19 protein-coding genes and 1 pseudogene are annotated in these 26,106 nt (G+C 70.6%); 9 read left to right on the forward strand and 11 right to left on the reverse strand.

Annotation, left to right across the window (positions count from 1 at the left end; all coding sequences use genetic code 11):
• The first annotated feature begins 424 nt into the window (after positions 1-424).
• The 7 genes from CCS38_RS24045 to CCS38_RS24070 all read left to right on the forward strand — a co-directional run bounded on the left by CCS38_RS24045 (position 425) and on the right by CCS38_RS24070 (position 9,656).
• Positions 425-1,687, forward strand: coding sequence for an ROK family transcriptional regulator (locus CCS38_RS24045; protein ID WP_223735377.1), 1,263 nt, complete (start codon positions 425-427; stop codon positions 1,685-1,687).
• A gap of 44 nt (positions 1,688-1,731) precedes the next feature.
• Positions 1,732-1,797, forward strand: coding sequence for a putative leader peptide (locus CCS38_RS35755; RefSeq protein ID WP_372457141.1), 66 nt, complete (start codon positions 1,732-1,734; stop codon positions 1,795-1,797).
• A 183-nt stretch (positions 1,798-1,980) separates the two neighbouring features.
• Entirely contained in the window at positions 1,981-3,570 is a 1,590-nt protein-coding gene (locus CCS38_RS24050) for an ABC transporter substrate-binding protein (RefSeq protein WP_223735378.1), read from the forward strand.
• 2 nt (positions 3,571-3,572) lie between these two features.
• Positions 3,573-4,517 (forward strand): ABC transporter permease, encoded by a 945-nt coding sequence (locus CCS38_RS24055; RefSeq protein WP_223735379.1) that lies wholly within the window; start codon positions 3,573-3,575, stop codon positions 4,515-4,517.
• A 6-nt stretch (positions 4,518-4,523) separates the two neighbouring features.
• On the forward strand, positions 4,524-5,408 hold the full coding sequence (locus CCS38_RS24060; RefSeq protein ID WP_223735380.1) for an ABC transporter permease: 885 nt from the start codon (positions 4,524-4,526) through the stop codon (positions 5,406-5,408).
• Positions 5,405-7,309 carry a dipeptide ABC transporter ATP-binding protein gene (locus CCS38_RS24065; protein WP_223735381.1) on the forward strand — a complete coding sequence of 635 codons (1,905 nt, stop codon included), beginning with the start codon at positions 5,405-5,407 and terminating at the stop codon, positions 7,307-7,309. The genes CCS38_RS24060 and CCS38_RS24065 overlap by 4 nt, the downstream gene beginning before the upstream one ends.
• Positions 7,310-7,337: 28 nt before the next feature.
• Positions 7,338-9,656 (forward strand): arylsulfatase, encoded by a 2,319-nt coding sequence (locus CCS38_RS24070; protein WP_223735382.1) that lies wholly within the window; start codon positions 7,338-7,340, stop codon positions 9,654-9,656.
• Positions 9,657-9,672: 16 nt separating this feature from the next.
• Here the strand turns inward: CCS38_RS24070 and CCS38_RS24075 are convergent, their stop codons facing one another.
• The 3 genes from CCS38_RS24075 to CCS38_RS24085 form a co-directional block, all read right to left on the reverse strand.
• The gene (locus CCS38_RS24075; RefSeq protein ID WP_223735383.1) at positions 9,673-10,848 is read right to left on the reverse strand and encodes a globin domain-containing protein; all 1,176 of its coding nucleotides are present in this window, start codon (positions 10,846-10,848) and stop codon (positions 9,673-9,675) included.
• A gap of 114 nt (positions 10,849-10,962) precedes the next feature.
• The gene (locus tag CCS38_RS24080) at positions 10,963-11,391 is read right to left on the reverse strand and encodes an RrF2 family transcriptional regulator (protein WP_223735384.1); all 429 of its coding nucleotides are present in this window, start codon (positions 11,389-11,391) and stop codon (positions 10,963-10,965) included.
• Between the two features lie 58 nt (positions 11,392-11,449).
• Positions 11,450-12,643, reverse strand: coding sequence for a YncE family protein (locus CCS38_RS24085; RefSeq protein WP_223735385.1), 1,194 nt, complete (start codon positions 12,641-12,643; stop codon positions 11,450-11,452).
• Positions 12,644-12,731: 88 nt separating this feature from the next.
• Here CCS38_RS24085 and CCS38_RS24090 point away from each other — a divergent pair, with 88 nt between their 5' ends.
• On the forward strand, positions 12,732-14,231 hold the full coding sequence (locus tag CCS38_RS24090; protein ID WP_223735386.1) for an MFS transporter: 1,500 nt from the start codon (positions 12,732-12,734) through the stop codon (positions 14,229-14,231).
• Positions 14,232-14,427: 196 nt separating this feature from the next.
• Complete coding sequence (locus CCS38_RS24095) at positions 14,428-14,952, forward strand: hypothetical protein (RefSeq protein WP_372457139.1); 525 nt, start codon at positions 14,428-14,430, stop codon at positions 14,950-14,952.
• 90 nt (positions 14,953-15,042) lie between these two features.
• Here CCS38_RS24095 and CCS38_RS24100 read toward each other — a convergent pair whose 3' ends face one another.
• The 8 genes and pseudogenes from CCS38_RS24100 to CCS38_RS24135 all read right to left on the reverse strand — a co-directional run bounded on the left by CCS38_RS24100 (position 15,043) and on the right by CCS38_RS24135 (position 26,091).
• Positions 15,043-16,629 (reverse strand): carboxylesterase/lipase family protein, encoded by a 1,587-nt coding sequence (locus tag CCS38_RS24100; protein ID WP_223735387.1) that lies wholly within the window; start codon positions 16,627-16,629, stop codon positions 15,043-15,045.
• 171 nt (positions 16,630-16,800) lie between these two features.
• A complete protein-coding gene (locus tag CCS38_RS24105; protein ID WP_223735388.1) occupies positions 16,801-18,360 on the reverse strand; it encodes an FAD-dependent oxidoreductase in 1,560 nt (519 codons plus the stop codon).
• 61 nt (positions 18,361-18,421) lie between these two features.
• Complete coding sequence (locus CCS38_RS24110) at positions 18,422-19,345, reverse strand: AurF N-oxygenase family protein (protein ID WP_223735389.1); 924 nt, start codon at positions 19,343-19,345, stop codon at positions 18,422-18,424.
• 296 nt (positions 19,346-19,641) lie between these two features.
• A pseudogene (locus tag CCS38_RS24115) lies at positions 19,642-20,742 on the reverse strand (pectate lyase family protein); the annotation flags it as partial.
• 137 nt (positions 20,743-20,879) lie between these two features.
• On the reverse strand, positions 20,880-22,997 hold the full coding sequence (locus CCS38_RS24120) for an ATP-binding protein (protein WP_223735390.1): 2,118 nt from the start codon (positions 22,995-22,997) through the stop codon (positions 20,880-20,882).
• An 82-nt stretch (positions 22,998-23,079) separates the two neighbouring features.
• Positions 23,080-23,865, reverse strand: a complete 786-nt coding sequence (locus CCS38_RS24125; RefSeq protein ID WP_223735391.1) for a PP2C family protein-serine/threonine phosphatase — start codon at positions 23,863-23,865, stop codon at positions 23,080-23,082.
• A gap of 317 nt (positions 23,866-24,182) precedes the next feature.
• The gene (locus CCS38_RS24130) at positions 24,183-24,986 is read right to left on the reverse strand and encodes an SDR family NAD(P)-dependent oxidoreductase (protein WP_223735392.1); all 804 of its coding nucleotides are present in this window, start codon (positions 24,984-24,986) and stop codon (positions 24,183-24,185) included.
• A gap of 208 nt (positions 24,987-25,194) precedes the next feature.
• Positions 25,195-26,091 (reverse strand): universal stress protein, encoded by an 897-nt coding sequence (locus CCS38_RS24135; RefSeq protein WP_223735393.1) that lies wholly within the window; start codon positions 26,089-26,091, stop codon positions 25,195-25,197.
• Between the last annotated feature and the right edge of the window lie 15 nt (positions 26,092-26,106).

Below are 26,106 nucleotides of genomic sequence, written 5' to 3' on the forward strand. Positions count from 1 at the left end.
GCGGAGGCGGAGGTGGAGGCGGAGACGGAGGTGATGGTGGAGGTGGAGACGGAGGCGGAGGTGGAGGTCGTCCGGGCTCGATTCGACTTGGAATTCGATTCGGAGCGGAAGGAATGACCGGGAGCGTCGCAGCGTCCGCGAAGGCGCGTCAAGCGGTCGCGGACTCCCCACACAGCGCTGCCTGATGGTTCAATCGGCCTCTGAGCCGGGGCCGTTGCGTCATCGGCGTACGGCTGCGAAAACGGTCCTGACCAGCGACGATTACCGAAGCGCTGGGACGGAACCGGAAGCGGGGGGCCGCTCGGGCGCCCACTGCCGCCCCGCCGTCGTCCCGGCGCAGGGATTTCACGCTGCGGCAATGTGAAAACCAACTGCGGCAATGTGCACACCACATAGGACATAGGAAAACCAGGAAGGCCGATCGATGACACCTGCCACCCCCGGTCCGCGCATGGCGGGTGACGGACGCCGCGAGGCCAACGCCGCCGCCGTGCTGAGGACGGTGCTCGATCACGGCCCCGTGGCGCGCAGTGGCATCGCCAGGCTGTCCGGGCTCAGCCCCGCGGCCGTCTCCCGGCAGTGCACCGACCTCGCCCGGCTCGGCCTGGCGCGCGAGGTGCCGGGCCGCGCCGAAAGCGGCGGTGTGGGCCGCCCCCAGATTCCCGTCGACCTGCACACCGCCGACGGCGGACCGGTCGCGGCGGGGGTGCACATCGGCGTGCCCGCCTCGACGTTCGGCATCGTGGACCTGCGTGGCACGGTGCTGGCCAAGGAGGTGTTCCCCCACGAGGGGATCGCCGCCGAGCATCTTCAGGAGCATGTACTGGGCGGGCTGCGGGAGTTCGTCGCGACAGCCGCGCCCGGGCGGCCGCTGCTCGGGGTGGGCGCGGCGATGGGCGGCTGGATCGAGCCGCGTGAGGGCACCGTGGTCCGGCACGACCTGCTGGGCTGGCGGAGCCGCCCGCTCGGCAGCGCCCTCGCCGCGCGGCTGGGCCTGCCGGCCGCGGTCGACAACCACGCCCGTGCCATTGCCCAGTCAGAGATCCTGTTCGGGCGGCCGGCGGCCCGCCGCAGCCTGGTGCATCTCTTCATCGGCAACGTGGTCGACGCCGCGGTCGGTATCGCGGGTGTGGTGCACCGCGGGCCGCGTGCGGGCGCCGGTGACGTGGCCCATCTGCCGGTGCCCGACTCGACGGTGGCCTGCGACTGCGGGCGCGTCGGCTGTCTCGGGGCGACGGCTTCCGACACCGCGACGGCGCGTACGGCGGTGCGCCGCGGCATCATTCCCGAGCCGGACGCCGCGCTGCTGGTGGAGGCCGCGGCGGCCGGGGACGCACGGGCCGACCGGCTGCTGCGCGAGCGGGCCAGGGCCGTGGGGCGCGCCACCGCGCTCCTGCTCGATGTGCTCAACCCCGACCTCGTAGTGATCACCGAGATCTCCAGTGGCCGGGAACCGGGGTACTTGGCGGAGATCCGGGGCGCGGCGGTCGATCTGTCGCACGTGTGCGACGACCCGGAACGCATCGTGAGTCCACATGCCGGACGCGAGGTACTGCCGGTCGCGGCCGGCACCGTCGTACTGAATCCCCTGTTCAGGCGGCCTCTGCGGGCTCTCGCGGCGCGGTCGACATACGAGGTACACACGGGTGCAACAACTGACGGTGCGTCGGCAATGGACGTCGGTTGACCGGTCGTGGGAGTCACTGTCATATTGCTCGCGTGAATCCGGACATGCGCCTCATCGCCCGCAGGCACGTCGACCTCTGTCGGCAGGCCAGCGCGGTCTGTGCCGTCTGAGTCGATTCCCCCTCCTTTCTCACCATGCCTTGAGGCCATCCCCTGCCTTCACGCGGGTGTCGGGCCGTTGCATGTTCCTCAGCCGTCCGGTGTGAGCCTCGTCAGCCATTGATTGCTGCCGCAGCGAAATGAACTTTCGGGCACCGGCCCTCCACGCCATCACCTCGTCATCAGGCAGGCCCCATGACCGAGCCGTACCCTTCTCCGTCTCCCCACCCCTCCCGGCGCAGCGCCCTGCGTGCCACCGGCGCCGGCGCCCTGCTGCTCGGATCGGTCCTGACCGGCTGCCGTTCGGCGGTGTCCGCTTCGAGCCACCGGGCCGACGACGACAGCGGTCCCAGCCGGGGCGGCACCGTCAGCGTGGCCATCAACAGCGACTTCACTCCGAGCCTGCTGTTCTCCCAGAGTTCCCAACCCCTCCAGAACCGGCTGCTGTTCAACACTCTCACCCGGTACGACGACGCGCTGAAGCCGCATCCGGAACTCGCCACGTCGTGGACGTACGCGAAGGACGGCCGCAGCATCACCCTGCGGCTCAGGGGCGATGTGACGTACCACGACGGCCGCCGGTTCACCGCTGACGACGTCATCTTCGCGGTGCGGAACCTGCAGGACCCGCAGCACGCGGCCCAGTTGAGAGCCACCGCTGCCGCCGTCGCCGGCTTCGAGAAGCGCGGTGACCACGAGCTGGTGCTGAAGCTGGCCCATCCGGTGACCAACCTCTTCGACCTCTTCGAGTTCATGATCATCCCGGATCGGTGCACCGTCGCGCAGGCCGTCACCGGCAAGACGCTCAACGGCACCGGCCCCTTCCGGCTGAAGAAGTGGAGCCCCGGCTCCAGCCTGAGCCTGACCCGCAACGACAGGTACTTCAAGCCCGGACGCCCCTACCTCGACGCGGTGGAACTGCGCGTCATACCGCAGGCCGAGGCCCTGATCTCGTCCCTCCGCTCCGGCCAGTCCCAGCTGTCCTTCCAGGTGCCCGGGAAGAGCATCCGCACGGTCAGGGACAACCCCGACCTCGTGGTCACCACGTACGACACGGGCGCCGGCGCCAGCTATCTCGGCGTCAACACCACCATCCCGCCCTTCGACGACAAGACCGTCCGGCAGGCGCTGGCCTGGTCGGTGGACCGCGAGCGGATCCTGAAACAGTCCCTCGGCGGCTACGGCCTGGCCTCCGCCGCACCCTGGCCCAAGTCGTCCCCGGCTTATACCGAGGCCAACCGCACCCACTACACCTACGACCCCGCGAAGGCCCGCCGACTGCTGAAATCCGCAGGCCACAGCCGGCTCACGGCACCCCTGCTGCACCTCAACTCGCCCGAATCCACGGCCATCGCCGAGGCCGTGCAGTACGACCTCCAGCAGGCGGGCGTCCGCGTCACACTGCAGCCCACCGACCCGGCCACCGCGCAGAAGAAGCTCATCTCGCAGGACATGCCGGCCCTGTGGACCATGGACCACGGCTTCGCGCAGGTGCAGCCCGCCACCCTCGCCGTGAGTGCGTACCCCTTCAACGAGGCCAAGAACACCTCCAAGTACCGCTCGGAGCACTACACGGAGGTGGTGCGGGAGGCGTGGACGGCCGCCGGAGCGGGCACCGCACGGCAGCACGCCCTGGAACAACGCGTCTCCGACGTCCTGCTCGACGAGGCGTTCATCATCGACCTCGTCGTCCAGGGGAGTGTGCAGGTCGCCAGCAGCAAGCTGCGCGGCGCCACGCTCAACAAGTTCCTGTACTTGAACCTCGACGACGCCTACTTGGTGTGATCATGCGCAGCTACCTCCTCAAGCGGCTGCCGTCCGCTCTCCTCGTCCTCCTTCTCGCCTCCTTCCTGATCTTCGGCATTCTGCGGCTGGTCCCCGGCGACCCCGCGAGCGCCCTCGCCGGGCCGGACGCCGACGCCGCCACCGTTGCCGCCATCCGCGAGCGGCTGGGGCTGAACGAGCCCCTGCTCGCCCAGTACGGCTCCTGGATCGGCGGACTGGTCAGCGGTGACCTCGGTCCCTCGTACGTGATCGGCGGCGACACTGCCGACCTCATCACCGGAGGACTGGGCGCCACCGTCGAACTGACCCTGGGCGCCCTGCTGTTCACCGTCCTTCTCGGCACCGCCTTCGGTGTGCTCGGCGCGACGTCTCGCCGTGGTGGGGTCCGTACCGCCGTCCGCGTCGCCACCACCGGCGCACTGTCCGTGCCGCCCTTCGTCACCGGCGTCCTGCTCGTGCTCGTCTTCTCGGTGGCCGTCCGCCTCCTGCCCTCCGGCGGGCGGGTGCCACTGCTCGAAGCGCCCGACCTCTCCGTGCAGTACCTGCTGCTGCCGTCGCTGTGCCTCGCCCTGCCCAGCGCCGCCGTCCTCGGTCGCTACCTCAAGGACGGCATCGAGCGGACCCTCGGCGAGGAGTACGTCCGCACCGCCACCGCGGCGGGTGTCCCGCCGCGCAGGCTGCTGTGGCGGCACGCACTGCCCAACGCACTGCCGCCGGTCGTCACCGTCCTCGGCATGCAGATCGGCCAACTCCTGGGCGGCGCCGTGCTGGTGGAGGCCATCTTCGCCTGGCCGGGGCTCGGCCAGCTCGCCGAACAGGGCCTCGTCCGCCGCGACTACCCGGTCGTCCAGGACCTGCTCCTCCTCCTGGTCACCGTCTTCGTCCTCGTCCAACTGCTCACCGACCTCGTCTACGCCTGGCTCGACCCCCGGATCAGGTGGGAGTGACCTGCCATGACCACCCTCACACCGACCGCCGGTGCCACCCCGAGCACCGCGCCCGCCGCCCGCAGGGCGCCGGCCCGACGCCACCCGTACCTGGCTGCGCTGCGCACCCCGCGCGGCCTCACCGGCCTCGCCCTCGTCCTGCTGATCGTCCTCGGCGGCCTCCTCGCGCCCCTGCTGAGCGGCCACGACCCCACCGCGCAGAGCGGCCTGGGCCTCGCCACGCCCGGTACCAACGGCCATCCGCTCGGCACCGACGACCTCGGCCGCGACCTGCTCAGCCGGGTGCTGTACGGCATCCGCACCGACCTCGGCGTCATTGCCCTGGCCGTACCGCTCGGCGCCCTGCTCGGCTGCCTCTTCGCGCTGCTCGCGGCCGCCCACCCGGTCGCCGACACGGTAGTGCAACGCGTCTTCGACCTGATCCTCGCCTTCCCCGGACTGATCCTCGCGCTCGCCGTCACCGCCGTGCTCGGTCCGGGGCGGCTGCCCGTGATCCTGGTGATCGCCGTCGCCGAAATCCCAGTATTCGGGCGGCAGTTGCGCGGCGGCATCCTCGTCCAGCGGGAACGGGAGTATGTCGTCGCCGCACGTGTCGGCGGTACGTCCGCCTCCCGCGCACTGGTCCGCCACATCCTGCCCAACGCCGCCGACCCGCTCGTCGTGCAGCTCGCCCTCTCGCTCACCGTCGCGGTTTTCCTGGAAGGGGCGATGAGCTTCCTCGGCGTCGGCGTCCGGCCACCGGAACCCACCCTCGGCAGCGTGCTGAACCAGTCCATGCCTTACCTCGCCGACGCTCCGCAGTTCGCCGCGGGGCCGCTGCTCGCGGTGACCGCGCTCGTCCTCGGCCTCTCGCTGGTGGCCGATGCCCTGAACCGGGAGATACGCCGATGACCACCGCCCAGTCCAGCACCCCGGCCGGTGAGCGGGCCGCGAGGACCGACGCCGAACTACTCGAAGTACGGGACCTCTCCGTCCAGTTCACCGGGCCCGACGGCAGACCGGTACAGGCCGTGCGCGACGTGTCGTTCACACTGCGGCGCGGCGAGGCCCTTGCCATCGTCGGGGAATCCGGCTCCGGCAAGTCGACGACCGCGTTTGCGATGGCCCGGATGCTGCCCGGCACCGGACGGGTCACCGGCGGCTCCGTCCTCCTCGACGGCGAGGACCTGGTGGCGGCCGACGAACGCCGACTGCGCACCGTGCGCGGTGCCCGTATCGGCATGATCTTCCAGGACCCGATGACCTCCCTGAACCCGGTGCTCACCGCAGGCAGACACCTGGACGAGGTGCTTCGCGCGCATGGATACGGCGACCGGGCCGCGCGCCGGGCCCGCGCCGCCGAGCTCCTCGGCCTCGTCGGCATTCCCGACCCGGAGCGGCGCCTCGACGACCACCCGCACCGGTTCTCCGGAGGCCAGCGGCAGCGCATCCTCATCGCCATGGCCCTCGCCGGCGAACCGGACGTCCTGATCGCCGACGAACCCACCACGGCCCTCGACGCCACCGTCCAGGACCAGATCCTGAACCTGCTCACCGATCTCAACCGGCGCACCGGCACCGCACTCGTCCTCATCTCCCACAACATGGGCGTGGTGGCCCGCACCTGCGCCCGCGTCCTGGTGATGTACGGCGGCTCCGTTGTCGAGGACGGCCCCACCGACCGGGTGCTCACCCGGCCGCGCCACCCCTACACCGCCGGACTGCTCGCCGCCGTACCGCGGCTCTCCGCGCCCTCGGGCACCCGGCTGACCGGCATTCCCGGCAGTCCGCCCGAACCCGCACGGCCGACGGAGGGCTGCGCCTTCGCGGAGCGGTGCGCCTTCGCCGAGGACGGCTGCCGCACCGCCCGGCCCCGGCTCGTCACCCTTGACGACGGAGTACGCGCCGCGTGCCCGCCGGCTGCCGCGCGTACCGAACCACTATCCGGCCCCGCCGCGCCGGAACGCATCGACCGCCCGGCGCCCGGCAGTACTGTGCTGGCCGCCGAGAACATCCGCAAGGTGTACCGGGGGCGGGGCCTCACCGGGCGCACGAAGGGCTTCACGGCGCTGGACGGGGTGTCCCTCACCCTCGCGGCGGGGGAGACCCTCGGCATCGTCGGCGAGTCCGGCTCGGGGAAGTCGACCCTGGCCCGGGTCCTCGCCCACGCGCACCCCTCGGACGGCGGCACGCTGCGGCTGCGCGGCCAGGACATTACCCGGCCCTCGCGCACGGAGTTGCGCGAGGTACGGCGCGCCGTCCAGATGGTGTTCCAGGATCCGTACGCCTCCCTCAACCCCCGCATGACGGTGGGTCAGGTGGTGGCCGAGCCGCTGATTTCCCTCGGTCTCGGCGACCGCCGGACGCGGGAACAGCGGGTCGCCGAGCTGCTGCGGCAGGTCGGCCTCGACCCGTCGGCGGCCGCCCGTCACCCGCGCGCCTTCTCCGGCGGCCAGCGGCAGCGCATCGGCATCGCCCGCGCCCTGGCACCCGAACCCACCGTGCTGATCTGCGACGAACCCGTCTCCGCGCTGGACGTTTCACTTCAGGCAGGGATCGTCAACCTCCTCGGTGACCTGCAGCGCGACCTCGGGCTCGCGCTGGTCTTCATCGCCCACGACCTCGCGGTGGTCCGGCAGGTCAGCCACCGCATCGCCGTGATGCACAACGGACGGATCGTGGAGACCGGCAGCGCCGACGAGGTCTGCGAGAACCCGCGCGACCCCTACACCCGGGCGCTGCTCGCGGCGGCCCCGGAGCCCGTGCCCGTCGCGCCGCACGAACGGCCCGCACCGAGCGCAGTGCCCGCATGACAGCACACCGCCCACCCGAGGAGACACCGTGACCCCCCGCCGCGACCCCTACGAAGGCTTCCCCGGACACATCGCCCGCACCTTCGCCGCATCCGAGCCCGCCTGGCCCGCCCGTCGTACCGCTCCCGCGGGCGCACCCAACATCGTCGTGGTCCTCGTGGACGACATGGGCTACAGCGACATCGGCCCCTTCGGCTCCGAGATCCCCACTCCCACCCTGGACCACCTCGCCGACCAGGGCGTACGGCTCTCCAACTACCACACCATGCCGCTGTGCTCCCCGGCCCGCGCCGCCCTCCTCACCGGACTCAACCCGCACCGCGTCGGCTACGCCCACGTGGCCAACTCCGACCCCGGCTTCCCCGGCTACGGCATGACGATCGCGGAGGACATCCCCACCCTCGCGGAACTCCTGCACGACCGCGGCTACGCCACCTACGCCGTCGGCAAGTGGCACCTCGTACGCGACTCGGCCTCCAACGCCGCCGACGACCGCGCCAACTGGCCGCTGCAGAAGGGCTTCGACCGCTACTACGGCGTTCTGGAGGGCCTGACCAGCCTCTTCCATCCGCACCAGCTCGTGCGCGACAACAGTCCCCTCGATGTCGATGAGCTGCCCGAGGGGTACTACTACACCGACGACCTCACCGACCAGGCCCTCTCCATGATCAAGGGGCTGCGCGCCCACGACCCCGACAAACCCTTCTTCCTCTACCTCGCGCACAACGCCGTGCACGGCCCCCTCCAGGCCAAGGAGGAGGACATCGCCCGGCACCGCGGCCGCTACGACGAGGGCTGGGACGCACTGCGCGACCAGCGCTTCGCCGCCCAGCTCGCAGCCGGCCTCTTCCCGCCCGGCACCGCCCTGCCCGACCGCAACAGCGAAACCGGACTCGACGTACCCGCCTGGGACTCGCTCACGGCGGACCAGCAACGCCGCTACGCCCGTTACATGGAGGTGTACGCGGCGATGGTCGACAACATCGACCAGAACCTCGGCCGCCTCACCGCCACCCTCGAAGCCCTCGGCGAACTCGACAACACCGTCATCGTCTTCACCTCCGACAACGGCGGCACCGGCGAGGGCGGCGCGGAGGGCACCCGCTCCTACTTCAGCCGCTTCGTGCACCACCCGCGGCTGCCCGGCGACTGGGAACCCGACGTCGACCGCGACCCGGACCTCATCGGCGGCCCGCGCAGCCTCGTGCACTACCCGCGCGGCTGGGGGATGGCCTCCAACACGCCCTTCCGCCTGTACAAGGGACACACCTACGCGGGCGGGGTGCGCGTACCGTTCGTGCTGTCCTGGCCGCGCGGCGTCCGCGACGGCCGCCTCGCACAGGGGCTGCGCACCCAGTACCAGTACGTCACCGACATCACCCCCACCCTCCTCGAACTCGCCGGGACCCCGCGCCCGGACGAGCGCCGCGGGGTGCCCCTGCAGGAGGTGGACGGAGCGAGCTTCGCCCCGGTCCTCGCCGACCCGGCCGCCGGCTCCACCCACCCCGAGCAGTACTGCGAGATGACCGGGAACCGCAGCTACTACCGCGACGGCCACAAACTCGTCACCCTGCACCGCCCCGGCACGCCCTATGACGACGCCGAGTGGGCCCTGTACGACCTCCGCACCGACCCCACCGAGATCCATGACCTGGCCGCCCAACGCCCGGATATTGTCAAGGAGTTGGCGGCCGCGTGGGAGGAGGCCGCCTGGCGCAACGGCGTCTTCCCGCTCCCCGACGGCAGCGGCGCGCTCGCCCACCGCCACCCCGCCGACGAGCGCTACACCCGCGAGCTGCGGCTGCTGCCCGGCACCCCCGAGCTGGAGCGCTACCGCTCCTCCCGGCTGATCGCCTTCCGCTCCTTCGAGGTCGCGGTCCGCCTGGAGTCGTACGCCGACGGCGACCAGGGCGTTCTTGTCTCGCACGGTGACCAGGGCGGCGGCTACAGCCTCTACGTCGAGGGCGGCCGGCTGCACTTCGCCTACAACGAGTACGGCCGGCTGCACGAGACGGATGCCGGGCCGCTACCGCCCGGCACCCGCGACATCCTGCTCACCGCCACCGCGGAGCGGGGCCTGCGATGGCGCTTCGCCCTCACCGTGGACGGCGCGGAGCGGCCGGTGCCGGGCAGTGTGCACCAGCTCATCGGCATGGCGCCCTTCCAGGGCATCAGCGTCGGCATCGATCGCAAATCGCCGGTCTCCTGGCCGCTGCACGAGCGCCACCGCACCTTCCGCTACGACGGCCGGCTGCACTCGGTGACCTACCGTCCCGGCGCGCCGGGCCCCGACGCGCCGGAGACGGTGGCGAAAACACTGCGAGAGGCGGCCGCCGCCTTCGAGTGACCACTCTCGGGTCGGCTCAGGCGGTCGCCAGCCACAGGTCGGGGCCGAACACCTCGTAGTGGATCGCCGAGGCGGGCACACCGCGCTCCAGCAGCTGGGTGCGCACGGCCCGCATGAAGGGCAGCGGACCGCACAGGTAAGCCTGCACCCCGTCCGGCAGCGTCACGTCGCTGAGATCCACCAGACCGGCGCGGTCGCCCTGCTCGGCGTCCTCGGTGTTTTCGTACCAGAAGTGCACCGCGCTGTCCGGCAGCTTGCCGGCCAGGGCGCGCTGTTCGGTGCGCAGGGCGTGGTCGGCGGGGGAGCGGTCGCCGTGCACGACGGTCACGGGGGCGGTGTATTCGGTCTCCGCGAGGTGGTCGAGCATGGCCAGCATCGGGGTGACGCCGATCCCGGCGGACGCGAGGAGCAACGGCGTCCGGGCGTCCGGCAGTACGAGATCGCCGTACGGGGCCGACACGTCGAGCCGGTCGCCCTCGTGCACGTGGTCGTGGAGGTGGGCCGAGACCTCGCCGTCGCGCTTGACGGTGATGGTGCGGGTCTCCTTGCCGGGGGCGCCGGAGAGGCTGTACTGACGGATCTGGCGGGCGCCGTCCTGGAGCGGGACGCGCACCGAGACGTACTGGCCGGCGCGTGCCGTCGGCAGCGGGCCGCCGTCGGCCGGGCGGAGGCGGAAGGTGACGACGTCCGCGGTCTCCTGGGTGCGCTCGGTGACCTCCCAGGACCGCCAGGTGTCGCCCATCAGCACGCCGTGCCGGGCGTACAGCCGGGCCTCGATGGCGATGAGGCCGTTCGCCAGCAGCCAGTAGACCTCGTCCCACGCGGCGGCGACCTCGTCGGTGACCGCGTCACCCAGTACCTCGACGATGGCGGCGAAGAGGTGGGTGTGCACCACCTCGTACTGGCCGGGGGTGACGCCGAGCGAGGCGTGCTTGTGCGCGATGCGCTCCAGCATGGCGTCCGGGCGCTGTTCGGGGTGTTCCACGAGGGCGGTGGCGAAGGCGGCGATGGCGCCCGCGAGGGCCTGCCGCTGGGTCCCGGCCGCCTGGTTGCCACGGTTGAACAGGTCCCGCAGCAGCTCCGGGTGGGCGGTGAAGAGCCGGTCGTAGAACCGCTCGGTGATGTCTCCGATGGCCGCGCCGACGGCGGGCAGGGTGGCGCGGATGGTGGCAGCCGAAGCGGGGGAGAGCATGACGGGGCTCCGAATCTGAATGAATCTGTATCTGAGATGCGTATTTATGAGTGGGGGGCGGCACCCCTGAAGGGCAGTGTCCTTGAGGGGTGGCGCCCCTGGTGGCGCGGTGGCTCAGGGCTTCGACAGAGTGAGGAGTACCGGACCGGCCGGTGAGGCGGTGAGGTCGTCCACGGTCAGCGGGTCCAGCGAGGCATAGAACGCTTCCTGGGCCTCGCGCAGTGCCCTGCGCAGCCGGCAGGCCCCGGCGAGCGGGCAGGGTGGGTCACCCTCGCAGTCGACCACATCGCCGACCCCCTCCAGCTCTCTGACCAGCCATCCGACCGACGCCCTCCGCCCCGCGGCGGTGAGCGCGAGCCCGCCGCCCCGTCCCCGGCGGCCTTCCACGACCCCGAGGTGTTGGATTCGCGCGGCGACCTTGGCCAGATGCGAATGCGGCACCTGCATTGCCTGCGCGACTTCACGGGCCGTCGACGCGGTATCGCGTACGGCCAGGAACATCACCGTTCGCAGTGCGAGGTCGGTGGACTTCGTCAGGCGCATGCCGGGAGCCTAGTAAATGCGAATTTTGGATGCAAATTTGCGGGGAGGTGGTCGGCGGTCACCGGAAAATCCCGGTGTGTCCGAGGGAGTAGCGCCCTGGCTGCGGATAGACGGCGAGGCCGTGCGGGCCGCGGCCCACGGGAATCTTGGCCAGCGTGCGCCCGCTCCGGGTGTCGATGGCGTACACCTCGGCGTCGTAGCGTCCCGAGAGCCACAGCACCTTGCCGTCGGCCGACACACCGCCCATGTCCGGGCTGCCGCCGCCGCGGAGGTGCCATTTGCCGACGAGCCGGCCGCTGTCGAAGTCGAGGAGGGAGACCGAGCCCTCCTCCCGGTTCGAGATGTACATCGTGCGCGAATCCCGGCTCACATACAGGCCGTGGGTGCCCTCACCCGTGTGCAGCAGCCTGGGCTCGGTGAACCGGTCGCCGTTGAGCACCCACACGCCGTCGGACATCATGTCCGCCACGTACCAGGTCCTGCCGTCCGGCGAGATCTTCACGTCCTGCGGCATCGAGCCCTTCCGGGGCAGGCGCTGCTTGGCGATGACCGCCATCCGCGCCGTGTCGACCTTGAGCAGTTCACCGGAGAACTCGCAGGAGACGATGAAGTACCGGCCGTCGGGGGAGAAATCCGCGTGATTGACCCCGGCGCAGTCGACGGAGAGGGCCTTGCGCACCTTCAGCGTCCTCGGGTCCCGGAAGACCACCTGGCGGTCCTTCGAAGCCATGACCACCGCGTATTTGCCATTGGGCGTGAAGTAGAGGTTGTACGGGTCGTGCGTGTCGACCGTGCGGCCCTTCTTCCCGGTGGCGGGGTCGATCGCGGTCAGGGTGTTGCCGAGGTCGTTGTTGACCCACAGGGTCTTCAGGTCCCAGGAGGGCACCACATGCTGCGGCTGCCGCCCCACGCGGATCGTCCGTGTCACCTTGTACGTCCTGGGGTCGATCACACTGACGGTGTCCGACTCGGTGTTGGGTACGTACACCCGCGACGGGAAGTCCCTGACCACCGGAGAGAGCTTGTTCGGCCGGTCCGCCGCGTACAGGTCATGGGGGTTCAGCACCGGGGGCATACCGGGGAGCGCGCGTGCCGCGGTGGTGCGGGACGACTGGGGCGACGCGCTGTGGCCGTCGTGGCCGTCGTGCGCGTCCGGCCCGCCGCACCCCGCGGCCGGCAGCACGCCGGCAAGGGCCGTGGCGGCCGCGAGACACCGCCGGCCCGTCGGCCGCCTCTTGGAGAACGATGGCATACGGGTATTGAGGCACGGTTGTGCTGCGCGTTCAGCGTTTCACGGCTGTTCGGGTGGTTCTGTTCGGTAGTGGGTGCATGCTCACTCCATGAGCCATCTCGCAGCACCTGGCACCGTACGGATGACCACCGCCCAGGGCCGTTGGGTCCTGTTCACGGCAGTCCTCGGCTCGGGCATGGCGATGCTCGACAGTACGGTCGTCAATGTCGCCCTGCCCCGTATCGGCACCGATCTGAACACCCCCTTGGCCGTCCTGCAGTGGACCGTCAACGCCTATCTGCTCACCCTGGCCGCCCTGCTCCTGCTCGGCGGCGCCCTCGGCGACCGCTACGGGCGGCGCCGGATCTTCCTCATCGGCATGGTGTGGTTCGCCGCGGCCTCTCTGCTGTGCGGACTGGCACCCAACGCCGCGGTACTCCTCGTCGCCCGGGCCCTCCAAGGCATCGGCGGCGCCCTGCTCACCCCCGGTTCGCTCGCCCTCATCCAGGCCGTCTTCCACCCCGACGACCGGTCCCGGGCGGTCGGCGCGTGGTCCGGCCTGGGCGGCGTGGCCACCGCGATCGGCCCCTTCCTCGGCGGCTGGCTGGTGGACGGCCCCGGCTGGCGCTGGGTGTTCTTCCTGAACGTGCCACTGGCGGCGGCCTGCGTGCCGATCGCCGCGCGCCATGTGCCCGAAACCCGGGACCCCGCCACGCACGGCCGCTTCGATGTACTGGGCGCCGCCCTGGGCGCGGTGGCGCTCGGCGCGGTGACCTATGCCCTGATCGCCGCTCCCGGCCGGGGCGCGGCACCCGACGTACTGCTCACCGCGGCCGCCGGCGTACTTCTCGCGGTCGCCTTCCTCCGGGTCGAGCGGCACCACCCCGACCCCATGCTGCCGCCGTGGCTCTTCACACTGCGGCAGTTCACCGCCGTCAATGCGGTGACCGTCTGCGTCTATGCGGCCTTCGGCGGCTTCTTCTTCCTCACCGTGCTGTACCTCCAGGTGGCCGCGGGCTACTCGGCGCTCGCCGCCGGAACCGCACTGCTCCCCACCACCGTGCTGATGCTGCTGCTCTCGGCCCGCTCCGGTGAACTGGCGCAGCGCATCGGCCCGCGCATCCCGCTCGTCGTCGGCCCACTGCTGTGCGCCGCGGGGATGCTGCTGATGACGCGGGCCGGCACCCATGCCTCCTACCGCGCCGACGTCCTGCCCGCCATGACGGTCCTGGGCTGCGGCATGGCCCTCCTGGTCGCGCCGCTCACTGCCACCGTGCTGGCCTCCGTCGACGTCGCCCGCGCCGGACTGGCCAGCGGCGTCAACAACGCCGCGGCACGCGCGGCCGGCCTGCTCGCCGTGGCGGCCCTGCCCCTCCTGGCAGGAATGGGCCCGGAAACGTACCTCTCACCCACCGCGTTCGCCACGGCCTACCGGCGGTCCCTCCTGCTCTGCGCGGCACTCCTGATCGCCGGCGCGGCCCTCGCCTGGCTCACGGTGCGCTCCCGCACCCCGGAGCGCGCCCCGTGCGCCTACCACTGCGGGGTGTCCGCCCCGCCGCTCGAGCCCGGCGCCGCCGAGCCGTCCCCGAAGCGGAAGGGCGACGATTGATTCGGCGATTTCCGGAATTCCCCCTCCTGTTTATGTGCCTTTCGTGAGCACTGGCGGGCAGGCGCACAACCCTTTCCGGAGATCGCCGGTCTCCTTGGATAATCGAAGAATTCCGCCGGATCGGATCGAATTGTTCCGCATCGATGCCGAAGCGGAAATTCTTATGCCCTGTGTGAATTCAAGGAGGCATTCTGCCGTGAGAAATGCGAAGCGTGTCCTCGTCGGGCTGACCTGTGTGTTCGCGCTCGTGCCGGCCGGCTCCGCGATGGCGGGGAGCGGCCCGGCGCCCGCCCCGTCGGAACGGTTCGTGGCCAAGTCCACCGCTCCCTCGGCCGCCGGAAATCCGCTCAGCACACGGGCGCAGGCGGCCGGTGTGTGCAGCGACGCCTATGCGATCGGTCAAACGGGCTACCTCGTCCGGCAAGGCGTGAAGATCGCTTCGGTGAAGCAGTTCTACTCGCCGAAGTGCCGGCAGAACTACGGCTATCTGTGGGTCTGGGATTCCTTCCGGGAAACGGCCGGTGACTACGACGTCAGTACGGCCGTCTACAGCTACTCACAGGACGAGATACTCGGCACCCGAGCCTGGACGAACACCAACGCCCAGGAATTCTGGTCCGACGGCACCGCCACGGTGAAGGAATGCACGGCGGCCGTCGGCTCGCTGCGCAAGGCCGGGGACCCGGTGGCCGTCCAGGCGGCCAGCTCGAAGCGCTGCTGACCGGCGACGCCGGCCGCCGGAGCGACTGCCGCTCCGGCGGCCGGCGGCCCCATGGCTCAGGTGCCGAGCAGCCCGCCGGTGAGCGCGAACTCAGCTCGCGTCCCAGAGATCACACAGGTGGTCGGAGTGGAGGGCGGTGGTCACCGCATTGCCGCCCGCCGACGCGGTGCGCAGGGAGAGGGCGCGCCCCGGCTCGGTGCGTTGGTCGGGAAGGTCCGGCTCGCCGGCGACATGCGGGTTACCGGTGCGGATGAAGGCCGTCCAGTAGGCGGTCATCTGCTCCGCCAGTACACGCTGTTCCGCGTTGAGCGGTGCGTCGTGCCCGAAGTGCCGGAAGAGGTACTGCACTTCGTTGACGTGGGTCGCGCCGAAGGGGAAGTCGGTGCCGAGGTTGCGCAGCGACTCGAAGGGCGGTGAGGTCCGGTCGGCGAACTCGTATGCGTACACCGGAGTGCGCGCGCCGAGGCGGTCGTTGAGACGCAGCGCCGGACAGGCCATCAGCTGGTCGCCGACGGTGGCGGCGTAGGCGAGCGTCGGCGTCGGGTAGTCGGCGAGCGGGTAGCGGGCGAGGGCCTTCTCACCGGTCTCGGGGCCGTACGACGTGCGCAGGGCCTGCGGATACTGCTCGGCGGTGAGCGGTGTGCCCTGGGCGTCGTAGCTGCCGAAGGCGAAGAGGGTGCCTTCGTCGCGGTTGGCGCCGTTGATCACCGGTACCTTCGCGTAGCGGCCGCTCGCGAAGGCGGTGGCGGGCTGTTCCGGAAGGAAGGAGCCACCTGTCACCGGCCCCCAGTCGTGTCCCGCCTGAGCGGCGAGAATGTCTTTCGCGGGGGTGCGGCGCAGGCAGGCCGGGGCCGTCGCGGGGTCCTTGCAGCCGACGGAAGCGGCGAAGGACGTGCCGTCGGCGTCGGCGGCACGGCGCGTCCGCGCGCCGCAGTCGCCGTAGGCGCCGCTCTGGATGATCGCGCGGTGGAAGAGACCGCGAGCGGTGGGCGAGGCGAGGTGGGTGCAGACGGAGCGGCCGCCGGCCGATTCACCCGCGATGGTCACCTGGTCCGGATCGCCGCCGAACCGCGCGATGTTGGCCTGCACCCAACGCAGGGCCGCCTGCTGGTCCTGCATGCCGAAGTTGCCGGAGACGCGGTCCCCGGCCTCTTCGTCGAGCCCCGGTGTGGCGAGGAAACCCATCGCGCCCAGCCGGTAGTTGAGGGTGACGGCGACGACCGAACCCTTCGCGGCGAAGGTATCGGGGACGACGTCGGCCCCTGCGCCGCCGGTGAGCCCGCCGCCGTGCAGCCAGACCATGACCGGGAGCTTACGGCCGGGGCGGGCGGCGGCCGGACTGTACACATTGAGGTTGAGGCAGTCCTCGGTGTGGGTGGGCTTCTCATAGCCCGGGTCCCAGCCGGCGGCCTGAACGCAACGGTGCCCGAAGGCGGTGGCGTCCCGCACCCCGGACCAGGGCGCCACGGCCTTCGGAGGCCGCCAGCGCAACGCACCGACAGGCGGTGCGGCGTACGGAATCCCGAGGAACCGGCGCCCGGCCGCGGTGGCCTCACCCCGCACCCAGCCTTGCTGGGTGCGGACGGTGGTGTCGGTGTCCGGTGGTGGTGTTGTCGCGGCTTCCGCCTGTGGCGCGGTGAGACCGAGCAGCGCGCCCGCCAGCAGAGCGGTACACACACGGCGTAAACGAGTGGTGAGCATGGGTGGCCCTTTCAGCGTGCATCGACACGGATACAACTACTGAACGCACTAGACGCATTGACGCGTCGAAAGTTATGGCCGTGACCCAAGTCGGTCAATAAGTTGAACAAGAAAACTTTGGGCCCGAATGGTTGGCCCGTGTACTTCTCAGCGGCGTCGGCGCCGGGCGAGGCGGCGGAATGCCTTGGGCCCGCCGGTCGGCGTGGGCAGGGCGCCCGCCACCGCATCGGCCAGCAGCGTGCCCACCGTCTCGGCCGCGCACGTGCGGTTCGCGCCGATGCCGCCCGAGGGTCCGCGTTTGATCCAGCCCACGACGTACGTCCCGGGCCTGCCGGTCACCCGGCCGCCCTCGTGCGGCACGGTCCCGGTGGCCTCGTCGAACGGCAGTCCCGCCAGGGGCACTCCGCGGTAGCCGATCGCCCGCAGTGCCATGCCGGCCGGGATGTCCAGCTCACCGGCGCCGCCGGTGACACGCACCGCGCGGATGCCTTCGTCCCCGCACACTTCCACGGGCGTGGAGCAGAAGCGGAACACCATACGGCGCCGCCCTCCTGCCGCCCCCGCGGGCACGGACCAGTCGACGGCCTCCCGCGCCACGCCCTGCAGTACCGCCGCCTTCTCCGTCGGCCCGGCGGCATCGATCGTCGCCCCGATCCGTGGATCGTGGTTGTCCACGAGGAGGTCCACGCCGGGGAGGTGCTTCAGGGCGAGCAGCTCGGACCTGGTGTACGCCGCGTGTTCCGGTCCGCGGCGTCCCAGCAGTACCACCTCGCGTACCTTGCTGCGGCGCAGCTCCGCCAGCGCATGGCCGGCGATCTCCGTGCCGGCCAGTGTCTCCGGGTCGGAGACCAGGATCCGGGCGACATCGAGGGCGACATTGCCGTTGCCGACCACGACCACACGCTCGGCCGAGAGATCGACGGCGTCCGGTGCGACCTCCGGGTGCGCGTTGTACCAGGCGACGAAGGTGGTTGCGGAGACGCTGCCCGTCCGGTCCTCGCCGGGTATGCCGAGCCGGCGGTCCGTGGCGGCGCCCACGGCGTAGATCACCGCGTCGTGGTGTGCGGCGAGTTCCTCGGCCGTGACGTTCGTGCCCACCTCCAGGCCGAGGTGCATGCGCACGCGCGGATGAGTGTAGAAACGGGCGAAGGCGTCGCCCATCTTCTTCGTTGCCGGGTGGTCCGGCGCCACTCCGTACCGGACGAGTCCGCCGGCGACCGGCAGCCGATCGACGAGCGTCACCTCGCTCCGGGTGTGCAGCAGCAGGTCCTCGGCGGCGTACATGCCGGCCGGCCCGGTGCCGACGATCGCCACCCGCAGCGGCCGGAAGTCCGAAGGCAGGACACGGTCGAAGGTGGGCTCGCCCCAGGCGTGGAAATTCGGTCCGCAGTCGACGTCATCCGACGCTGCCGACGTCGTCCCCGCCTCCGCATCCGGCTGCGAGGCATTCTCCGACTGCTCGAAGTAGGCCGCGTTGATGCCGGCGTACTCCTGCTGTCCACTGGTCAGGCTGTCGACCGGGAGGATGGCGTCCACCGGGCAGGCGTCGGCGCAGGCGCCGCAGTCGATGCATGCCTTCGGGTCGACGTACAGCATCTCCGTACTGCCGAAGGCCCGCTCGTCGGGTGTGGGATGAATGCAGTTGACCGGACAGACAGCCACGCAGGTGGCGTCGGTGCAACAGGTCTGGGTGATCGCAAAGGCCATGTCGTCCGCTCGGCTGAATCCGTGCGATGAAATCGTCGGATGAAATCGTCAGGTCGGGTCGTCAGATCAGGTGGGCACGCTTGTAGAAGAACAGCGCGGGCTTGGTGAGCAGGCCCACCGAGGTCAGGAACTCCATCAGGCCCGAACAGCTGGAGCGCATCATCGACTTGTGGTGCTCGTTGACCTTCGCCTCGCGGAGGGCGCGTTCCTCGTCCAGTCCGGCGTTCGCATAGACCTTGCGGTTCACCATGCTGGTGACGATGACGTAGGACGCCACGGCTATCAGCAGGGAGTGGATCTGGCGGCGCACCCGTCCGGCGCGCGCGAGGCGCTTGCGCGTCTCGTCGCGGGCGAACTTCATGTGCCGTGACTCCTCGACGACATGGATGTTGTTGATGGTGCGGACGAACGGCACGACCCGCTCGTCGCGCATCCAGTCGCGCTGCATGACGTCGAGGACCTCCTCGGCGACCAGGATCGCCGCGTACGCCGCTTCACCGAACGCGACGGTCTTGAAGATCCGGCCGAGTTCGACCGCTGCCCGGTGCGGGCGGTAGGCCGGGGCCCGCAGCTTCTTCGCGCCGCGCGCGAACATGATCGAGTGACGGCACTCGTCGGCGATCTCGGTGAGCGCCCACTGGAAGGTCTCGTCCGTGGGGTCCTTCGCGTAGATGTCCCGCAGCACCATCTGCTGCAGGATCATCTCGAACCAGATGCCGGTACTGGCCACCGACGCGGCCTCCTGCCGCGTCAGCGCCTTGCGCTGCGCGTCGGTCAGCTCGTTCCAGTACTCCGTGCCGTAGAGCGTGCTCCACTCCGGGCTGGCGCCGTGGAAACCCTCATCGAGCGGGGTCTCCCAGTCGACCTCGGTGAGCGGGTCGTACGAGAGCTGCGCGGACGAATCGAGCAGCCGCCGCGCGATGCCGTCCTCGGTGGTCTCGGGGGTGCGGTTCTGGATCTTCGGCCGCGGAATGCTGATGGCCATGCGGGGCTCCTCGAGGCGAGTCCGGGAAGTACCTCATCCATTGCTGCTATTACCGGCGGTAACGGCGCCAGCTTGTTGACGGACTTTATAGCAAGAGCCGCGACGTGCCTACCCCTCGGTAATAGCGGGAATGGCGGTGACCGCGGAACCGCTGGTCACGGGTGTGCAGCCGTCCGTACGGGGCCGATGCCGCCGGCCCCGTACGAACGGTGACACCGGGCCGCTGCCCGGCGTATGTCTCGAACCCGGCGACTCCCGGGGTGCCGGTTCGGTGCCGTGGCCGGCGACTACGCTGCGCAGTCGCCGTTCGACTCCTGCAGTCCCTTGCCGGCTCCCGCGGTCCGGCTCACGATGTCCGGCACGCAGTCGGCCCTGTCGAGGCTGTAGGCGTAGGGGATGCTGACCGAGGTGTTGGACTGCGGATCCGGGCCGGCGGGGCGGTAGTCCTCGCCGGGGCCGGACCAGCTGACATTGTCGAAGATGTTGCCGCTGACCTGCCAGTAACCGGCAGCGTCGGTGTAGAAGGTGCCCAGGACGTCCTTGGAGTCCTCGAAGTAGTTGTTGTCCACCTTGGCGCGCGCCCCTGCCCGGGAATTGATGCCGGACTCGTTGAGGCTCACGTAGTGGTTGTTGTACATATGGGCCGTACCGCCCCGCAGCAGGGGAGCGCGGGAGTCGATGTTCTCGTACAGGTTGTGATGGAAGGTGACATAGCCGTTGGAGACGTCACTCTCGCTGGACCCGATGAGACCACCGCGGCCGGAGTTGCGCAGGACGCTGTAGGAGAGGGTCACGTACTGGGTGTTGTCCTTCATGTCGAAGAGGCCGTCGTACCCCTCCGACTCGCCGCCCGACGCCTCCAGCGTGGTGTGATCGACCCAGACGTTGCGGACGTCGCTCTCCATGCCGATGGCGTCCCCGCCGTTGGAGGTGGGCGAGCCCGACTTCTTGACGTTCTTGACGGTCACGTTCCGGATGATGATGTTGCGGGATTCCCGGATGTGGATGCCCAGCTGGTCGAAGACGGCTCCGCTGCCGACTCCGACGATCGTGACGTTGCTGATCTGCTTCAGCTCGATCACGCCGGCGGCGGTGTTGCAGCTGTCGCCCGACACCTTGGCGGTATTGCCGTGATGGATGGTTCCCTCGACCTCGATGGTGATCGGAGTGCTGCTGCTGGCCCGGTTGCACAGGGCCGTGTGGATCGCGGTCCCTGTGGTGGCCCGTACGGTCTGCCCGCCCGCACCGCCGGTGGTCCCGCCGTTCTGGGTCGCGTAGCCAGTGGCGCCACTGGCCGTTGCCGACGCCTCCGGTACCGACAGCGCCACACCGGCCCCGGCCGCAAGGGCCACCAAGGCCGTCACCGCACGGACTCGCACTGCGACTGGTCGTCTCATGCTCGACTCTCCATTCGTCTTCGAACGCTGGGAGCTACTGCATGGTGTAGTTGCCGCTGTGGCCGTCGAGGTTGCCCGTCGGCGCTACCTGAGAAGGCTGCCGGTTCCCGGCGGTGCCGGGGTCCGCGGAAGGCGCGTCACGGGAATCGCATCTCCGGCTCGGGCCTCCGGAGCAGCTGGTCCGCCTCGGCCAGCGCCGAAGCGACCGCCTCGTCCAGGGGGAGCCCGATGCCGTGCTCAATGGCCGCTGCGTACTGCTCGTCACCCAGGGCCTCACGGGCGAGGGCAACGGCCGCTTCGTGCGGGGCGTTGAAGTATGCGGACCCGAAGAGGGGCAGCCCGACCTTCCGCCAGATACGCCGGGCCGCGCCGTGCAGCAGGGCGGCCGGGAAGCTGTGCCCGCCGGCGGCGCGGAACAGGGAGATGAGTTCTATGGGCAGGACCACGCCGACCAGGTCGCGAAACTCGTAATTGATGACCAGGCACTCCCGCGCCAGCTTCGCGGCCTCGTCATGCCGCCCTGCGGTCCAGGCCGCATAGGAAAGGACATAGAGGGCGTATGCCTTGGCCCAGCGCTCGCCGTGCGACTCGCAGATGGAGCGGGCCTCCGCGCAGAGGCCGACGGCGGTCTCCAGGTCACCCTGGAAGGCGAGGGCCATGGCCAGCTCCACCTGAGCCATCATCACATTGCTGTTCAGCTCACCCAGTTCGGCGTAGCTTCTGAGCGAAGTCTCGAAGTATCCCTGTGCCGCGCGGTGTTCATCCCGCATCAGCGCGGCACAGCCGAGCCGGTGGGTGGCGTACGCGTACGCGGCGTCGTCGCCGGTCCGCAGCGCCTGCGACCGGCACTCGGTGAGCATGGCCGTGGCCGCCTCCGAGTCGCCCTGGAGGATGGCGACATAGCCGCCCACCCAGAGCACCTTGAGCCGCTCGTGGGTGGGATCGCGCCCGAGGGCGCGGGCACGGTCGAGCCAGTAGCGTCCGTCGCCGAGCAGGCCGCAGCCGACCCAGTAGAACCAGAGTGTCCCGGCGAGCCGCAGCCCGGCCCGCTCCTGGCCCGGAGTGGACAGCGCGAAGTCGAGGGCGGCGAAGAGCTGTGCGTGCTCGCGCCGGGTGGCGCGGAAGACCGCGGCCTGCCCCGGGCCGAACCAGTCCCGCTCACCCCGCTCGGCGAACGCCTGACACCAGTCGAGGTGGCGGGCGCGCCGGGACCGCTCCTCGCCGAGGAGCCGCAGCCACTCGGCGCCGTACGCACGCACGGTGTCGAGCTGGCGGAACCGCTCGCCGTCCGGTCCTTGCTCCCGGACCAGGAGCGATTTCTCGGTGAGCCCGGTGAGCAGATCGCCGATCTCCGCCTTCTCCAGGATGTCGTCACTGCACACGTGCTCGACGGCCGCGCGGGAGAAGTCGCCGACGAATACGGAGAGCCGGGCCCACAGGAGCCGTTCGTGCGGCCGGCACAGCTCATGGCTCCAGCCGATCGCCGTGCGCAGCGTGTCGTGGCGGAAGGCGTTGTCCAGCGGTCCGCTCGGATCGCCGGCGGCCTTCTCGGCGATGGCTTCCTCGTCGATGAGGAGCTGGAAGCGGTCGTCCAGACGGTCGAGGAGGTCCCCCAGGGGCTCGGTCCGCAGCCGACCAGCTGCCAGTTCGATAGCGAGCGGAATGCCGTCGAGCCGCGCGCAGATCCGCTCCACGGTCGTCCTGTTGCGGCCGGTCAGCGTGAAGCCGGGACGAGCGGCGAGGGCGCGCTGCGCGAACAGGGCGACCGCGTCTTCCGCGACGGGCAGCGGTTCGAGGAGGAAGGCATGTTCGCCGGGGACGCCGAGGAGCTGCCGACTGGTGAGGAGAAGGTGCAGCCGGGGAGCGACGCGCAGCAGCAGGTCCGCGAGGTCCGCACAGGCAGCTACGAGGTGTTCGCAGGTGTCGAGGATGAGCAGCAGATGCTTGGTGCCGAGGTGATCGGCCAGCACCTCCTCCATACCCCGGGCCGTATGGTCGGTGGGGCACAGCACCCTGGCGACCGCGTGCATCAGCAGCTCACTGTCCTGGAGACCGGAGAGCTCGACGAACCAGGCTCCGTCGCGGAAGTCGCCCGCGCTCTCGGCGGCGGCGCGCAGCGCGGTGCGGGTCTTCCCTACACCGCCGATCCCGGTCAGTGTCACCAGCCGGGAATACTCCCACGCCTGCCGCAGGGCGGCGAGTTCACGGCTACGGCCGATGAAACCAGGCTTCTCCGTGGGCAGACCGCCAGCCACAGCCGCCTCACCTCAGTGATATGGACGCCTTCTCCAGGAAGGGGCACGGCCACCGGCCACCGACATGCCCCTATTGATCTCTCTACCGTATCGGCCTCGTGGCACTCTTCTGGGGCGATTGGCAGCTTTCCGCCCGAGCTTGGCGCGCACGTGCACGAACCTCTCCGAAGTCGATGAGTAAAAGCGCGGCATCGTCGTCCAGTTTGCCCATCGAGTAATGGATGAGGTCGGCGGTGAGGACGTCGAGGAAGGTTCCGGGATCGTCGTCGTTCAGCACCGCCGCCCGCTCCGCGAGGGGATAGAACTCCCCCTTGGCGTCGCGGGCCTCGGTGACGCCGTCCGTGTAGAGCAGCAGCCGGTCGTTGTCGGCCAGCGGCACGGTGCTCGCCCGGCACCAGTCGTCCTGGAGGCCGAAGAGGCCGAGCGGCGGGGACGGCGGCAGAACGTCCACGAAGGTGGCCCTGCCGGCGCGGATCAGCAGCGGCGGCGGGTGACCGCAGCAGACCAGCTCGGCGCTTTCACTCCCGTCGGCGACCTCGATCAGCAAGGCGGTGACAAAGTCCACGCCGCCGTCCCGGCCGGCGAGGACCGTGTCCATGCGCTGCGCCAGCGCGGACAGCCGCCTTTCGCGCTGGGCCAGGCTGCGGAAGGCGCCGAGGGCTTCCATGGCGGTCCCCGCCGCCGACAGGCCCTTGCCCATCGCGTCACCGATGAACAGCCGCACGCCGAAGGGCGTCCGGACGGCGCCGTAGACATCCCCGCCGACCAGCGCCCCGGACTGCGTGGCCTCGTAGCGGACCGCGGTACGCAGTCCCCCGAGCGGGTCCGGCAGCGGTCGCAGCATCTCCCGCTGTGCCGTCTCCGCCACCGTCTCCGGCGGCTCGGGGCCCCGCCCCCGGCGACGGAGTGCCGCCGCTGAAACACCGGCGGACGCCGCTACCAGTGCCACGCACATACCGGCAGGTACGGCGTCGGAAGGCTCGCATACGAGCGTGACAAGAATGGCTGCAGCACCCGCACATGCCGCTGCGGGAAAGAACCAGGAGTAGTCCCGGGGAGACTTCATCGCCATTCCAGCTCGGTCAGCCGGTGTATTGCCCGGATCCTAAGGAACGACCCGGGTCCTCGACCGAACGCCATTCCGCGCCGGCCGCTCACATGCCGCTTCCCCGTTCATGTGTTCCTTTACATGCCCATGCCGCCGTCGACCGGCAGACCCGCGCCGGTGACGAAGCGGGCCGCGTCGGAGGCGAGGAAGACCACCGCATCGGCCATGTCGGCGACCTCGCCGAGCCGGCCGAGCGGGGTGAGCCCGATGACGTCGCCGACGGCCGCCTCCGCGCTGGGCCACAGGCCCATTTCCTGCATGTCCTGCGCGAGTTGGATACCCATCGCGGTGGGCACCAGCCCCGGATAGACGCAGTTGACCCGCACACCGTAGCCGAGCTTGCCGGACTCCAGCGCGGCCACGCGGGTCAGCCGGTCGACTCCGGCCTTGGTCGCCGCATAGCCCGCGATGCCGGGGAAGGGGACCGTAGCGGCCACCGACGAGACATTGACGACCGCACCGCCGCCCCCGGCCGGGCCGCCGGGGCGCATGGCCCGGAAGGCATGCTTCATACCGAGCGCCACCCCGAGGACGTTCACCTCCAGCATTTCGCGGACAGCCTGCCGCTCGAAGTCGGCGATCAGTCCCGAGGCCAGCACTCCCGCGTTGTTGACGACGATGTCCAGGCCGCCCAGTTCGGTGACGGTCCGCCCGACGGCCGACTCCCAGCTCGCGTCCTCGGTCACATCGAGGGGGACGAACTCCACTGTGGCACCGGACTCCCGCAGTGCCACCGCGGTCTCCTGGCCGGCCTCCTTCTGCACATCGCCGATCATGACGGCCGCGCCGGCGCGGGCGAGCGCCCCGGCCATACCGGCTCCCAACCCCTGCGCACCGCCCGTCACCAGCGCCGTTCGCCCGGTCAAGTCGTATGGCGTCATGGAGCCTCCTCCTGCGGGCCGACTCTGCGACGACAAGGGCCGCTCGGCCCCACGACGGCATGCATCAGCCTCGAATGGCTTGTTGCAGCGCATCGTAGGAAGCCCGGGGTCCGGTTCCACGCGATTTCCGAGTAATGCGTACGCGGGCGGCGGCAGGTTGATATAGCCGCCGGCCGCGGCGCCTGTGCGCCCAGCCGGGCGGGCGCCGTCAGCCCGTGGGCACCAGCACTACGGGGCAGTGGGCGTGGTGGAGTGCCGCGTGCGTGACGGGGCCCAGTTGGAGACCGAAGCGGTGCGGCCGGCGGTGTGCTGCCAGGATCACGACGTCGGCCTCCCGGCTGGCCTCGGTGATCGCTTGGGCCGGGCTCCGGCAGACGGCGAGTGCGCTCGCCCGAAGACCGGGGTACTCCCGCGCCAGCGAGGCGACGGCGTACTGAGGAACCGCTTCCGCGGCCTTGCGCAGCCCGGCCACGGCGCCCCCGCTCGGGTGGGAGAGCCGGCCCAGTTCGCCGTGTGGCGGCGGGAGCTGCCAGGCGTACAGGACCCGCAGTTCGGCTTCGCGGCGGGCCGCCTCGTCGAAGGCGAAACGCAGGGCTTTCGTGTCCGTGTCCGTGTCCGTTGCCAGGCCGAGGACCACGGTGCCGTGTACGGGTTGAAGGTCCCCGCGCACCACCATGAGCGGACTGGTGCAGTGGGCCGCGACGCGCAGGCTGACCGAGCCGAGGAGGAGCCCTGTGAAACCGCCGTGTCCGCGGGTGCCGAGTACGGTGAGCGAGGCGGTGCGGCCGCAGCGGAGGAGCGCCTCGGCTGCGGACTCCGTGGTCAGCGACGGGATCATGATGGTGTCGGGTGCTCGGGAGCGCGCTCGTGCCACGGCGCCGTCCATCATCCGCCGCACGCTGCTGTAGAGCAGCTTGCCCTCGTCGTCCTGGACCCCGTAATCGGGCAGCGGACGTTTGGGCCATGGCCAGCCCGCGAGGATTTCCAATGCTGCGCCACGGCGCCGGGCCTCTTCGGCAGCGCGGTCAAGCGCCCGTTCGGCGTGGGCCGAGCCGTCGAACCCGACGACCACCCGGCCGTGCGGCGACTGCGGCGTCCGGGACATGGGAGCCTCCTCGGT

The sequence above is a fragment of the Streptomyces purpurogeneiscleroticus genome, assembly GCF_020024005.1.
GTDB lineage: Bacteria > Actinomycetota > Actinomycetes > Streptomycetales > Streptomycetaceae > Streptomyces > Streptomyces purpurogeneiscleroticus.